Origin of the sequence: Bradyrhizobium sp. 2TAF24, from assembly GCF_052115025.1 — a bacterium.
Taxonomy (GTDB): Bacteria; Pseudomonadota; Alphaproteobacteria; order Rhizobiales; family Xanthobacteraceae; genus Bradyrhizobium_A.
Genome location: NZ_JBFRFW010000011.1, coordinates 236221 through 249769 on the forward strand (window position 1 = coordinate 236221; position 13549 = coordinate 249769).

Genomic DNA, 13549 nt, shown 5'->3' on the forward strand with positions numbered 1-13549 from the left:
GGCGAAGCTGGGCGGTCAGATCAGCCCGACCTCGTGAAACTTGGCAGTCACGATATCCTTGTCGAACGGCTTCATGATGTATTCGTTCGCACCGGCATGCAGCGCCCGCGCGATATGCGCGACGTCGTTTTCGGTGGTGCAGAACACGACCTTGGGCCGGTCGCCGCCGGGCATCAGGCGCAGGTTGCGAAGAAACTCGTAACCGTCCATGACCGGCATGTTCCAGTCGAGCAGCACGGCGTCCGGCAGGCCCCGCTTGCAGGCGTCGAGCGCCTTCTCGCCATCCTCGGCTTCGGTGATCTGGAAATCCAGACCTTCGAGAATGCGCCGCGCCACCTTGCGGATGACGCTGGAGTCATCGACGACCAGACACGTTTTCATTTCCAACCTCGATTGTCAGGTCCCTTGGGACCGTTACTCGGACTTGTCCTTGGACAGACGCGGCGCGTCCGTCACGCCGCCATCTTGTCAGCCGAGATGTCCAGCACCCGATCGACGTCGAGCACGACCATCAGCTGGCCGTCGAGCCGATGCACGCCCGCCGCGAGCTTGGCCATGCGCGGATCGAGATTGACCGGATTCACCTCGCGGGTATCGTCGGCGAGCTTGAGCACTTCACCGATGGTGTCGATCAGCAGGCCGTAGGACTCGCCCCGCAGCTCGACCCCGACCGCCATCGGCGGCCGGCCGTCCTCGTTCTTGGGCAGGCCGAGCCGCGAGCGCATGTTGATCGCGGTGACGATGCGGCCACGCAGGTTGAGGACGCCGGCGACATCGCGCGACGCCAGCGGCACCCGCGTCAGCCGCTCCGGCATGAAGACGTCCTGCACCCGCGAGATCGGCAGCCCGAACAGCTGCCCGCCGATCATGGTGGTGACGTATTCGGTGACACCGCTGGAAATCGTATCAGTCTTGGTGGTCATCACCGGTCTCCTTTACGCCGCCTGGTGGATTTCAGTGGTCTGTTCCTTCAGCGCCGCGATCAGGCCGGGGCGGTCGAACTTCGCCACATAGTCGTGGAAGCCGGCCTGGCGGCCGCGCTCGATCGCCGCCGGCGAGATCACCGACGACAGCGCGATGATCGGCGTGGTGCCGAGCTTGCGGTCCGACCGGATGGTCTCGGCGAACTCGAAGCCGTTCATGTCCGGCATCTCGATATCAGTCAGGACGACGTCGAACTTCTGGCCGGCGCGCAGCACGCCGAGGCCTTCCTGGGCGTTGGTGGCGACCGTGACGCGATAGCCCGCGGCCTTCAGCACTGGAGCCAGCATGTTGCGGAAGAACGCGGAGTCGTCGACCAGCAGCACGCTCTGCGACGCGGCCGACACCCGCATCTCCTTGCGGGTGAACCAGTCGGAGAACGCCATCGGCAGGAAGTGGCCGACATCGATCACCTCGGTGGCCTGCCCCTTGATCACCGCGGAGCCGAGCACGCCGTCGCGGCCGCTGGCGACCTCGATGTTGAGCCGCTCCTCGACGATGTCGATGATCTCGTCGACGACGAGGCCCATCGAGCGGCCGTCATCGGCGAACACCAGGATCGGCTGCACGCCGGTGGTGCGGATCTCGACGCCTTCGACCTGAACCAGCGGCATCAGTTGATCGCGGTACTGCACCATGTAGCGGCCGTTCGACGATTCGATCTTGTCGGTCGACAGTTCCTCGAGGCGCGTCACCAGCGCGAGCGGCACGGCCTTGGGGTGGGCCGAGCCGGCGCGGAACACCAGCAGCGAGGTGCTCTGGTCGGCCTGGTTGTGGCGGGCCGCCGCGTTCTCCTCGGCGATCTGGTGCTGGGCATCGATCGCGGTGCCGAGCGCCTGGGCGATGCCGTTGGGATCGACGATCATGATCACGGCGCCGTCACCGAGGATGGTGTTGCCGGAGAACATGTTGATGTGGCGCAGCATGCTCGACATCGGCTTGACGACGATTTCCTCGGTGTGGAACACGCCATCCACCACGATGCCGAAGGTCTGGCCGCCGACCTGCGTCACCACGATGAAGCCGTTCTCCGGATCGGTCGCCTCGCCGTCGTCGATCTTGAGCAGCTTCTTGAGGTGGGTCAGCGGCAGCAGCTTGTTGCGCAGCCGCAGAACGGGGGTGTCCTTGATGCGCTCGATACGGTGCTCGGAGTTCGCCCGCGCCCGCACCAGCTCGACCACCGCGAGCTGCGGGATCGCGAAGCGGTCGCCCGCGGCCTCGACGATCAGCGCCGACACGATGGCGAGCGTCAGCGGGATCTTGATGGTGACGCTCGCACCCTCGCCCGGCACCGACTTGATGTCGATGGTGCCGCCGATCTGATCGATGTTGGTGCGCACCACGTCCATGCCGACACCGCGGCCGGACACGCTGGTCACCTGCGCCGCGGTCGAGAAACCCGGCGCAAAGATGAACTTGTGGATCTGCGCCTCGGTCATCTTCTCGAGCTCGGCCTCGGAGACGAGACCGTTGGCGACCGCCTTGGCCTTGATGCGGTCGGTATCGAGACCGCGGCCGTTGTCGGCGATGCAGATGATGATGTGACCGCCTTCATGATAGGCGGAGAGGCGGATGGTGCCCTGCTCCGGCTTGCCGGACTTGGCGCGCTCGGCGGGCGTCTCGAGACCATGATCAGCGGAGTTGCGCACCATGTGCGTCAGCGGATCCTTGATCAGGTCGAGCACCTGGCGGTCGAGCTCGGTGTCGGCGCCGTGCATTTCCAGCTCGATCTGCTTGCCGAGTTCGCTGGAGAGGTCGCGCACGATGCGCGGCAGCTTCTGCCAGGCATTGCCGATCGGCTGCATGCGCGTCTTCATGACGCCTTCCTGCAGCTCGGCGGTGACGCTGGAGAGGCGCTGCAGCGGCACCTTGAACTCGTTGTCCTCGTTGCGGCGGCTGATTTCGAGCAGCTGGTTGCGCGTCAGCACCAGCTCGGACACCATGGTCATGAGGTGCTCGAGGGTATCGACGTTGACGCGGATCGACTGGTTGGAAATCTTGTCGGCGTCCGCGCCGGCAACTTCCTGTTCGACGACGGACTTGCGGGGGGGCAGGCTTCGCACTCGATTTTGACATCGTCTTCTCCGCAACATGCGCCGCGGGCTCGGCCTCCGGTGCCGAGGACGCGAGCGGCGGTGACGCCACTTCGACTTCGGTTTCACGAAACGCGCGCTCGAGATCGTCGAGCGAGACTTCGCCGGGGCGCAGCGGCCGCTCCAGCACTTGCAGGACCAGCGATCCGGTCGCGACCTGCGGCTCCGGCGCGGCAGCCACCTCGGGCGCCGCTTCCACCACCGCGTCCGCGCCGTGCTCGGCGAGATGATGCAGTTGCTCGATCAGATCGTCGTCGGCGCCTTCGGGCTCGGCTTCGGTCGCCTCGAGCTGATTGAGGATGTCCTTGATGCGATCGATGGTGGTCAGGATCAGCGTCACCGCCTGACCGGTGGCGGGCATGCCGTCACGGAATTTGCCCATCAGGGTTTCGGCGGCATGGGCCAGCGCCTCGAGGCGCGGCAGTCCGAGAAACCCGCAGGTTCCCTTGATGGTGTGAACGAGGCGGAAGATGTTGTCGAGAATCTTGGCGTTGTTGGGCTCCTGTTCGAAGCGCACCAACTGGTTGTCGACAACGTCGAGACTTTCGTTCGTCTCGGTCAGGAACTCTCGGAGCAGATCGTCCATGGACAGGCCTTCGAACACCAGGCGCGCGACCACAGCACGCCTTTCAGGGCCTGTTCAGTTTCTATGCAAAGCGTTTAATTTTAGTTGCGTGATCAGAAAAGAAGGGACGCACCAAGGAGATGGACGGATTTGGCGGGAATTGGCGCCAATCCGTCAATCAATCCTTAACGCTGCGGTCGCGTTTTACCCGGCGGACACGCTGACCGTGTCGCCGTCGAGCGCGAGCGTCACCGTCAAACCGCATGCCTGCGCGAGCAGGCGCGTGTAATAAGGCTGCACCGCATGTGCATCCACCGCGGCACCGGTCGCGGCCAGCGTATCGGCAATCGCCTGCGGAATCCGTGCATTGAGCCCCTGGGCGCGAATGCGGAAGCTCATGGTGTCGCCCTCGCCGATGGCATCGACGGTGAGCGTGCCGCCACGCGGAATGGTCTGCTGCGCGATCACCATCATGTTGAGCAGCAGCTTCACACGGTTCTTCGGCAGCAGCACGCGCGGCGGATTCCAGGTGATCTTGGTCCTGTCGTCCTCGAACTGGCCGCGCGCCATGTTGTGGGCATCGCCGAGATCGATCTGTGCGCCGGCCGACCCGGCTGCGCCGAACGCGAGGCGGCAAAACTGCAGACGCGCCGACGCGGTGCGCGCGCTCTTGCGGATCAGTTCGAGCGCGAACTCGCGATCCTCTTCCTTGGGATCGTCGTCGAGCACCTCGAGCCCGTTGACGATGGCGCCGACCGGGCTGATCAGGTCGTGACAGACCCGCGAGCACAACAGCGCGGCGAGTTCGAGAGCATCGGGAGCAGGACCGGTGGCGGGAGTGCCGGACATGGGTGCGTTCCTCGCAAGGCCGCGCAGCGGGCACGGCGAATCAAACACAGCTCAGGTTGATACACTGCGGGCGTTCCCGCTGCCACCCGCCACGCCCACACCACGGCCCTGGCCGCACGACGGGGCGCCCCGACGCATGAGTTCCACCACTGTCTTCATGACGGTTTTCTTGCGGAACACTTGTTGGTATGCCGGTGACATGGAGGCTGACGGCGCCGCGCGCCGAAGGCCGCAATATTGATGACGTTGATAAAGGGACAACCGTGACCACGCCGGTGATCGAACGCGACGCCGCCCTCGCCCTGCTCGCACCTCTGACCGACCTCGTGGCCCAGGCCGGCGCCGCGATCCTCGCGGTCAACCGCCGAGCGATGACGGTGGCGGACAAGACCGACGGTTCACCGGTGACGGAGGCCGACCTCGCCGCCGACACGGTGATTGCCGAGGGGCTCGCCCGCCTGGTGCCGGGGGTGCCGACGCTGTCCGAGGAACGGGTGGGCCAGGCGTCGCCCCCCTACCGCCACAGCTTCTTCCTGATCGATCCGCTCGACGGCACCCGCGAGTTCGTCGCCGGGCATGACGAGTTCACCGTCAACCTCGCGTTGATCACCGACGGCCAGCCGCTGCTCGGCATCGTCGGCGCGCCGGCGCTGGGACTGCTCTGGCGCGGCGTGGTCGGACACGGCGCCGAGCGCGTCGTGATTGCCGCCGACGGTACGGTCGGCGCCGCGGAAGCAATCCGCACCCGCGCGTTTCCGGGCCACCCGTGGGTGGCAGCGGTCAGCCGCTCCCATGGCGATCCGCGCACCGAGGCTTTCATCGACGGCCGTCCCGGCGCCGTGCGCCAGATGATGGGATCAGCGGTCAAGTTCTGCCGGGTCGCCGAGGGCAGCGCCGACATCTATCCGCGGCTGGCGCCGACCTGTGAATGGGACGTCGCCGCCGGCCATGCCGTCGTCATCGCCGCCGGCGGCCGGATCGGCACCGCGCGGGGCGCGCCGATCCGCTTCGGCGAGACGCGGGAGGATTTCATCATCCCCGAATTCATCGCCTGGGGCGATCCGTCGCTGGCGCCGCGCTGAGGGGGCTGCCCCTGCGACGGTCAGCGCGCCAGCGTCTCGCGCAGGGCGGGCCAGCTCGCCACCGCCGCCTGGACGGCGGCGTCGGGACGGGCCGCGAACGCATCACGATTGTCCTCCCGCGAGAACAGATACAGCCGCTGGCCATGGACCAGCCACAGCCGCGGCTGGCCGGCCACCGCGACGCCGCGCGCCACGTCCACCGGGTCATAGCCGCCGAACTGCGGCGCATAGATCTGCGGTGCCGCGGCGAAGAACGTCCGGTTGTCCTCGTTGCAGAAGCGCCAGACGGCGCCCTGCGCCATCAGCTCGAATTCCGGGAGCCCCTTGAGCATCTGCCCGTCGGTGAAATAGGCGACGGGGTCGACACCGCCGAGGGCAAGGCCGGTGTGAACATCGACCACCAGCCGCTCGGTGGTCGCCGCAAGCGCCCTGACATCGCTCAAAGCCAGCACGAAAAGGCCGAGGACTGCCGCAATGCGGCCGATTTCAGGCCATCGCCCTTTCATTTCCTGCCGCCGTGCCGTCATAGTTGCTGCGGATAACCCCTTTTGAGTCGGGAAAGCTGGTCAACCTTTAAATTCATCTTCTCAGTATCCGGTTAAACTGAGGATCGGGATTACATCTTTGAGACGAGAGGCCTTCATGACCTTCGCTTCGCGCCTGACGGCGCTGATGCTCGCCGCGTTCGTGTGCTGGAGCGCGCCGGCCATGGCGCAACAGGGCGCCCCCGCACAGCGCCAGGGCGACACCTTCGGTCCGGACGAGCTGGTGAACGCCGGCCATCGCTTCTTCGGCAACGTCTCGCGCGGCCTCGCGTCGGTGATCGAGAAGGCGGTCAGCCAGTGGGGCCTGCCCAACGGCTATGTGCTGGGCGAGGAAGGCAGCGGCGCGTTCGTCGCCGGCCTGCGCTACGGCGAGGGCACGCTCTACACCAAGAACGCCGGCGACCTGCGCGTCTACTGGCAGGGCCCCTCGCTCGGCTTCGACTGGGGCGGCGACGGCGCCCGCACCATGATGCTGGTCTACAACCTGCCCGCCACCAACGCGATCTACCAGCGCTTCGTCGGCATCGACGGCTCGGCCTATCTGGTCGGCGGCTTCGGCATGACCGCGCTGACCGCCAACAACATCGTGCTGGTGCCGATCCGCTCCGGTGTCGGCCTGCGCCTCGGCGCCAATGTCGGCTACCTCAAGTTCACGCCCCGGGCGACCTGGAACCCATTCTGACCGAACGGGCGACGCGCCCGAGGCCGGCAAGGTGGAACCCGCGCGATTCACGTTAACGCGCGGTCGCGCTGGATTTGCCGGCGAACGCCATGGCATGGTGAAGACGGCATGGTGAACAAAAGGTTGCCAGCAAACCGCCCGGAAACCTGCGGCCGCACCCGTCGCCATTCTAACATTTTGGAATATATGCTCTTTCTGCCTCGGGCCGGAATCACCTTGGGCCGGCACCAGGCGCCACGCAGGAGTCCTCCATGGTCGAGCCGATCATGTATCTGGCGATCGGTTTTCTGATCTCGGCGCTGCTCGCCCTGATGATCATGCCGCTGGTGCACAATCGCGCCGTCCGGCTGACCACCAGGCGCCTGGAAGCGGCGACGCCGGTGTCCATGGCCGAAATCCAGGCCGACAAGGACCAGCTGCGGGCGGAGTTCGCGATGTCGGCCCGGCGGCTGGAAATGAGCGTCGACCAGCTCAGGAACAAGACCACCAGCCAGCTCGCCGAGCTTGGCAAGAAATCGGACGCCGTCAACCGCCTGCGGATCGAGCTCGGCGAGAAGAATGCCGCGATCTTCGCCCTGGAGGCGCGCGAGAAGGCGCTGAAGGACCAGCAGCGCACCACCGAAGACGAGTTCGGCAGCAAGACGAAAGCGCTGAAGGCGGCCGAGCAGGCGCTGTCCGACAAGCAGCGCGAACTCGACCGGCTGCGACAGGAATTGTCCGGCCAGACCACGGCGACGGCGGGCCAGCAGGCGGAAATCGCCGCGCTCAACGCCCAGATCGAGGCCGTGAAGCAGCAGGTCAGCGCCGCCGAGCGCGAGGTCGGCGACACCGGACAGAAGCTCACCGCTCACCGCGTCGATTCCGACGCCGCCACGCGCGACCTCGCCGAGGCGCGCAGCCGCGCCGAGGGCCTTCACCAGCGCGTCGGCGAACTCGAGACCCAGCTCACCGCCCATGCCCGGGACGTCGAGACGCTGAACGGGCGCATCGCCGCGCTCGAACAGGAGAACCAGCAGCTGCGCCAGCAGGCCGGCACGGCGGTCAGCGCGACGCCGGAGGCCTGGCGCACGGAGAAGACGGCGCTGGAGACCCAGCTCAAGGGCGCGGGCGAGGACAAGGCACGGCTGCAGCGCGAGCTCGCCGCGCTCCAGCAACAGACTGAAACGTCGTGGGCGACGGAACGGATGGAAAATGCGCTGCTGCGCGAGCGCATCAACGATATCGCCGCCGAGGTCGCCAAGCTCGCCTCCGCCATTGAGGGCCCCAACTCGACCATCGAGGCGATCCTGGCCGCGGAGCCGGCAGCAAGGCCTGCCACCGGCGCTCCCCCGGCCGCCAATGGAACGAGCGTCTCCTCCGGCGGCACGCTGGCCGACCGTATCCGGGCGCTGCAATCCCACGCCTCCCGCGCCCGCCCGGCCGGCTGAACGGGGCAAATCCCTGGATTTGATGCAATTGTCAGCCGGCGGCGCTTGACACCCCCACCCCCGTTCCGTAAATCGCGGCTTCGGTGACTTTGCGGCCTTCGCCGCGCCATGGTCACGGGCGCATAGCTCAGCGGGAGAGCGTTCCCTTCACACGGGAGAGGTCCAAGGTTCGATCCCTTGTGCGCCCACCATCCGGTCTTCCTTATCAGTTCATATAGCTCGGCGACGTAGCACTCGAACTGACGTCGCGCCCTCTTCCTCCTGGATGGCCGACAGTTCCTTGCGATAGGCCAAATTCACCGCTCCCTCGATGCCCATGCCCCCGAACTCGCCGGTCGGCCAGGACACGGTGAAGAACGGCGCCAGTGTGCTGCCTCCAGCCATGGCCTGGCCGCCGAGGCCGTAGCCCTTGCGCAGCACGATCGTCAGCATCGGGACCTTGATGTTGGCGGCACCAACGAACATTCGTGACACCCGTCGGACCAAGGCGGTCTTCTCAGCCTCCGGGCCGACCATGAAGCCCGGCGTGTCGCACAGCGAGACGATCGGGGGCGCATAGGCATCGCGCAGGTCCAGAAACAGCGCCGTCCTGTCCGCGGCCTCGGCGTCGATCGCGCCTCCCAGGTGGCGCGGATTGTTGGCGAACAGGCCTATCGCCCGACCTTCGATACGCACCAGCGCGGTGATGATGCCGGCGCCGTACGACGGCCGCAGTTCGAGCACCGAGCCGTCGTCCGCTGACCGGTGCGCCTCCGCCGCGTGACGGCCTCCGGACGGCGCTCGTCAGTGAGTTCCGCGTGACGTTCGAGAACGTCACGGAGGTCAGGACGAATGGCGTTCGGATCGACTGTTTCTTCTACGACGACATCGGCCGCGATGTGCTCGCCTGGCAGCGTGATGGGGCGGCCAGCCGCTTCGCAGTTCGGACCGACGATCAGCAGGCCCCCTCATCGACGTCGCTTCCTTGGTCGCATTTTCGGAGTCGATCAGCCCACCAAGGCGCGCTCATTAGGGAGACTCCCTCATACTGTCTCACTGCGCGCTGAACGGGATCGAGGCGCGCGCGCGGTAGGTCCAGAGGCCGAAGTTGCCGCCGATGCCGCTGCGCTCACCGCCGACCGTCAACTGTCCGCCATTCTGGAATTGCGCGCCGATGCCGAGCTGGGTGCGCGCCGACCAGCCGGCGAACATCGGCGTGGCCCGCGCGGTCGCGCCCGCGAGGCTGGTGTCGTCGGTGTTGAAGTAATAGTCGCCGTGGATACCAAGATAGGGCACGAGCTTGATCGCATCGGTCCATGAAAATGGATAGGCGATCTTGACACCGCCGCTGGCACGGCCGGTCGAGAAGGTGCGTGCGGTCTGCAACACCCCGAGCGAGTCGGTGTAGGCGTTCTCGCGCTCCCACAACGCGAAGACGGTCGCGGACGGCTCGATCTGAACGCCGTAGCTCTCATAATTGCCCTTCAATCCGGCCGAGGCCAGCCAGCGATTGCCGGCGAATGAGCCGGATGCGGCTCCCGCGCTGCCGTCATAGCCGATGCCGGAATAGGCGACGCCGGCATCGAAGCGAACCGCGGACGTGAGTTTCCAGCTCGCATACGCGCCCGTGGTCCAGCCGTTGCCTTTGAGCCGGCCCTGGATCGCATCGTAACGGTAGTCGAAGGTCTCGTAGCCGCCGAGCACGCCGATCAGGATGTTCGGCGTCAGCATGCGGGTGAGACCGGCGAGAACGTCGACCTGATTGCCGTAGACCGACGGGTTGGTGGCGACCAGACCGACTTGTGTCGGCGGCGCAGCCCAGCGACTCAAGGTGGCGCCACTGATCTCGGCCCAGCCGAACCACTCCTTGGGGACGCCGACGCTCGGCGACGTCCTTGCAACGCGATCACCGGAGTTCGGATCGCCGAACGCGGCGAAGGCGTTATTGATCCGCGACGAGGCAGATGCGCCGTCGCGGGCCCGCGCCGCGCCCGTACCGGCCAAACCCTGCCCATTGCCGGACAAGCCGTTGGCGTTGCTGAAGAGATCGCGCGCTGTCCTGCCCGCCTGCTGCGGCTGAGAATCGGGCTCGGCTCCGAAGTTGAAGCGCATGCCGCTTCCGCTCGGGCTTACCAGCGGGCCGCCGCCGCTGAAGCCTTCGGAGATGGCGCTGTCCATCGCGCCCACAGTCGCCTGCGCCCAGGACTGCGCCACCATCGGCGTCACCGTGGCCTGCAGCTTGCGCAGGTTTGCACTGTCCGCACTCGCGGCATAGGTGAAACGATCCGCAGCGCTGAGTTGGCTCGAGACGCCGGATGCCGTGACCGTCACATCGACGGCGCCGAGCGGTCCCGATGGCGCGACGGCGCTGATCTGGGTGGCGCTGATCACCGTGAATGAGACCGCGTTGGCGTTGCCGAATTTGACGGCGGTCGCTCCGGCGAGGCTGCTGCCGGTGATGGTGACCGACGTGCCGCCGGTGGTCGGGCCGGTATTCGGACTGACGGCGGTGACGACCGGCGCGGCAGACGCCACGGTGAGGCTGAAGGTCTTCGACGAGGTCTGCGCCGTCGGCGTGGTCTGGTCCGTCACTGTCACCGTGAAGACCGTGGTGGCGAGCAAAGTCGTCGGTGTGCCGGTGATCTGGCCGGTCGTCACGGAGAAACTCAGCCCCGTTGGCAAGGTGCTGGGCGCCAGTCCAAAGCTGCGCGTGCCGAAGCCGCCGGACGCGGTGACGGGCGTAAAGCTCGCGGCCGAGCCTGCCGTCAGCGCAGTCGAGGCCACCGCCTGCGTCGTCGTCAGCGTCGCCGCGTTGACGGTCAGGCTGAAGGTCTTCGACGAGGTCTGCGCCGTCGGCGTGGTCTGGTCGGTCACCGTTACCGTGTAGGTGGTGCTGCCGAGCAACGCCGTCGGCGTGCCGGTGATCTGGCCGGTCGTGGTCGAGAAGCTCAGCCCCGCCGGCAGCACACCGGTGGACAGCGCGTAGGTCAGGCTGCCATTGCCGCCGAACGCGGTCACCGGCGTGAAGCTTGCAGCTGAACCTGCCGTCAGCGTGGTCGAGGGCACCGCCTGCGTCGTCGTCAGCGCTGCGCTGTTGACCGTCACGATCGTCGCCAACGACGTACTGGTGGCATTGTTGGCATCGCCGCCGTAGACCGCCGTGATGCTGTGCACGCCGACGCTGAGGCTGCTGGTCGCGTAGGTTGCGATGGCGCTGGAGACCGTACCGCTGCCCAGTGTGGTCGCGCCGTCCTTGAACGTCACCATGCCCGTCGGCGACGAGCCCCCCGCGATCGTCGCGGTGAAGGTGACGCTGGTGCCATAGCTCGGCGTCGTCAAGGACGAGCCGATGCTCGTCGTCGTCGCGTCCAGCCCAACCGTCACGGTCGTCGCCGCCGACATGCTGGTGGCATTGTTGGCATCGCCGCCATAGACCGCCGTGATGTTGTGCGCACCAACGCCGAGGCTGCTGGTCGTATAGGTTGCGGTGGTCCCGGACACTGAGCCCGTACCCAGCGTGATCGCGCCGTCCTTGAAGGTCACAATTCCGGTCGGCGACGCGCCACCCACGATGGTGGCCGTCAAGGTAATGCTCGTCCCAAAGGTTGGTGTGGGCAAGGACGAGAAGAGACTCGTCGTGGTCGTCTGCAGATAGGTGAACTGGTCCGCCGACGAGGTCGCGCTGGTCTGCCCACCGACGGTCACGGTGACATGGACGGTGCCCGCGGAGCCCGACGGCACCGTCACGCTCATCGATGTCGCCGTCGGCGTGCCGATGACGGTGGCGGTGGTCGTGCCGAACTTCACCGTGTTGTTGGCGGCGGTCGTGCTGAAATTCGTCCCGGTGATGGTGACGTTGATCCCGCCGGTGATCGTCCCCGTGCTGGGCGAAATCGCCGTCACCGTCGGGGCCGCGACATAGGTGTAGAGCGTGTTGGCAGCGTTCGTTCCGCCTGATGTCGTGACCAGCACACTTGCGGTCCCCGCTGAACCTGCCGGAGTCACGGCGGTGATCGAGGTCGCCGACACGACCGTCACCGAGGTTGCCGCCGCGCCGCCGATGGTGACGCTGGTGGCACCGGTGAAGTTGGTGCCGGTGATGGTGACGCCGGTGCCGCCGACCGTAGGGCCGTTGGCGGGCGAGATCGCGATCACTGTCGGCGCCGCGACATAGGTGTAGAGCGTGTTGGCGGCGTTGGTCCCGTAGGGCGTCGTGACCAGGACGCTTGCGGTCCCCGCAGCACCAGCCGGCGTCACCGCCGTGATCGAGGTCGCGGACACCACGGTGACCGATGTCGCGGCCGCGCCGCCGATCGTCACACCGGTCGCACCGGTGAAGCCAGTACCGGTGATGGTGACGCTGGTGCCGCCTGTTGCGGGACCCGCATTGGGTGAGATCGCCGTCACCGTCGGCGCCGCGACATAGGTGTAGAGCGTGTTGGCGGCGTTGGTGCCGCCTGATGTCGTCACCAGGACGCTCGCGGTCCCCGCCGAACCCGCTGGTGTCACGGCCGTGATCGACGTGGAGGACACCACCGTGACCGAGGTCGCGGCCGTGCCGCCGATCGTGACGCCCGTAGCGCCGGTGAAGTTGGTGCCGGTGATGGTGACGCTGGTCCCACCGGCCGTCGGACCGGCGCTGGGCGAGATCGCCGTCACCGTCGGCGCCGCGACATAGCTGTAGAGCGTGTTGGCGGCGTTGGTGCCACCAGACGTCGTCACGAGGACGCTCGCGGTCCCCGCGGCGTGGGCCGGCGTCACGGCCGTGATCGATGTCGCGGAGACGATGGTGACCGACGTCGCTGCTGTACCGCCGATCGTCACACCTGTCGTGCCGGTGAAACCGGTGCCGGTGATGGCGACGGAGGTGCCACCCGTCGTTGGGCCGGAATTGGGCGAGATCGCCGTGACAGTCGGGGCCGCGACATAGGTGAAGAGTGTATTGGCGGCGTTGGTGCCACCTGATGTCGTCACCAGGACGCTCGCGGTCCCCGCCGAACCCGCTGGTGTCACGGCCGTGATCGACGTGGAGGACACCACGGTGACCGACGTCGCGGCCGTACCGCCAATCGTCACACCTGTCGCGCCGGTGAAATTGGTGCCCGTGATAGTGACGGAGGTGCCACCCGTCGTTGGGCCGGAATTGGGCGAGATCGCCGTCACCGTCGGGGCCGCGACATAGGTGAAGAGTGTATTGGCGGCGTTCGTCCCGCCCGCCGTCGTCACGAGGACGCTCGCGCTCCCCGCCGTGCCGGCCGGCGTTACCGCCGTGATCGACGTGGAGGACACGACCGTGACCGACGTCGCTGCCGTACCGCCGATCGTGACGCCCGTCGCGCCGGTGAA

At 66.9% G+C, this 13549-nt stretch carries 8 protein-coding genes, 1 tRNA gene and 2 pseudogenes; 4 read left to right on the forward strand and 7 right to left on the reverse strand.

What is annotated here, in order from left to right; all coding sequences use genetic code 11:
- Positions 1–15: 15 nt before the first annotated feature.
- From AB4Z37_RS18665 to chpT, 4 genes and pseudogenes are all read right to left on the reverse strand, one after another.
- Complete coding sequence (locus AB4Z37_RS18665; RefSeq protein WP_211966970.1) at positions 16–381, reverse strand: response regulator; 366 nt, start codon at positions 379–381, stop codon at positions 16–18.
- Positions 382–452: 71 nt separating this feature from the next.
- Positions 453–923: a chemotaxis protein CheW gene (locus AB4Z37_RS18670; RefSeq protein ID WP_441518232.1), complete on the reverse strand. Its 471-nt coding sequence runs from the start codon at positions 921–923 to the stop codon at positions 453–455.
- Positions 924–935: 12 nt separating this feature from the next.
- Positions 936–3660 (reverse strand): annotated as a pseudogene (locus tag AB4Z37_RS18675) (hybrid sensor histidine kinase/response regulator).
- 183 nt (positions 3661–3843) lie between these two features.
- A complete protein-coding gene (gene chpT, locus AB4Z37_RS18680) occupies positions 3844–4488 on the reverse strand; it encodes a histidine phosphotransferase ChpT (RefSeq protein WP_441518233.1) in 645 nt (214 codons plus the stop codon).
- 263 nt (positions 4489–4751) lie between these two features.
- Between chpT and cysQ the strand changes: the two genes are divergently transcribed.
- Positions 4752–5570 carry a 3'(2'),5'-bisphosphate nucleotidase CysQ gene (gene cysQ, locus AB4Z37_RS18685; protein WP_441518234.1) on the forward strand — a complete coding sequence of 273 codons (819 nt, stop codon included), beginning with the start codon at positions 4752–4754 and terminating at the stop codon, positions 5568–5570.
- 20 nt (positions 5571–5590) lie between these two features.
- Here the strand turns inward: cysQ and AB4Z37_RS18690 are convergent, their stop codons facing one another.
- Positions 5591–6076 carry a YHS domain-containing (seleno)protein gene (locus tag AB4Z37_RS18690; protein ID WP_441518235.1) on the reverse strand — a complete coding sequence of 162 codons (486 nt, stop codon included), beginning with the start codon at positions 6074–6076 and terminating at the stop codon, positions 5591–5593.
- Positions 6077–6212: 136 nt separating this feature from the next.
- Here AB4Z37_RS18690 and AB4Z37_RS18695 point away from each other — a divergent pair, with 136 nt between their 5' ends.
- The 3 genes from AB4Z37_RS18695 (at position 6213) to AB4Z37_RS18705 (ending at position 8415) form a co-directional block, all read left to right on the forward strand.
- Positions 6213–6797, forward strand: a complete 585-nt coding sequence (locus AB4Z37_RS18695) for a DUF1134 domain-containing protein (protein ID WP_441518236.1) — start codon at positions 6213–6215, stop codon at positions 6795–6797.
- A 251-nt stretch (positions 6798–7048) separates the two neighbouring features.
- Entirely contained in the window at positions 7049–8224 is a 1176-nt protein-coding gene (locus AB4Z37_RS18700) for a hypothetical protein (protein ID WP_441518237.1), read from the forward strand.
- Positions 8225–8340: 116 nt separating this feature from the next.
- Positions 8341–8415 (forward strand) — tRNA-Val (locus AB4Z37_RS18705).
- A 67-nt stretch (positions 8416–8482) separates the two neighbouring features.
- On the opposite strand, the pseudogene AB4Z37_RS18710 reads toward AB4Z37_RS18705, so the two are convergent.
- A pseudogene (locus AB4Z37_RS18710) lies at positions 8483–8962 on the reverse strand (carboxyl transferase domain-containing protein); the annotation flags it as partial.
- Positions 8963–9256: 294 nt separating this feature from the next.
- A partial coding sequence (locus AB4Z37_RS18715; protein ID WP_441518238.1) for an IPT/TIG domain-containing protein occupies positions 9257–13549 on the reverse strand: 4293 nt, incomplete at its 5' end.

Coding starts and splice junctions, on each gene's coding strand:
- AB4Z37_RS18695 (WP_441518236.1), top strand. CDS start 6,213: ATGACCTTCGCTTCGCGCCTGACGGCGCTGATGCTCGCCGCGTTCGTG.
- AB4Z37_RS18700 (WP_441518237.1), top strand. CDS start 7,049: ATGGTCGAGCCGATCATGTATCTGGCGATCGGTTTTCTGATCTCGGCG.
- chpT (WP_441518233.1), bottom strand. CDS start 4,488: ATGTCCGGCACTCCCGCCACCGGTCCTGCTCCCGATGCTCTCGAACTC.
- AB4Z37_RS18665 (WP_211966970.1), bottom strand. CDS start 381: ATGAAAACGTGTCTGGTCGTCGATGACTCCAGCGTCATCCGCAAGGTG.
- AB4Z37_RS18690 (WP_441518235.1), bottom strand. CDS start 6,076: ATGAAAGGGCGATGGCCTGAAATCGGCCGCATTGCGGCAGTCCTCGGC.
- AB4Z37_RS18670 (WP_441518232.1), bottom strand. CDS start 923: ATGACCACCAAGACTGATACGATTTCCAGCGGTGTCACCGAATACGTC.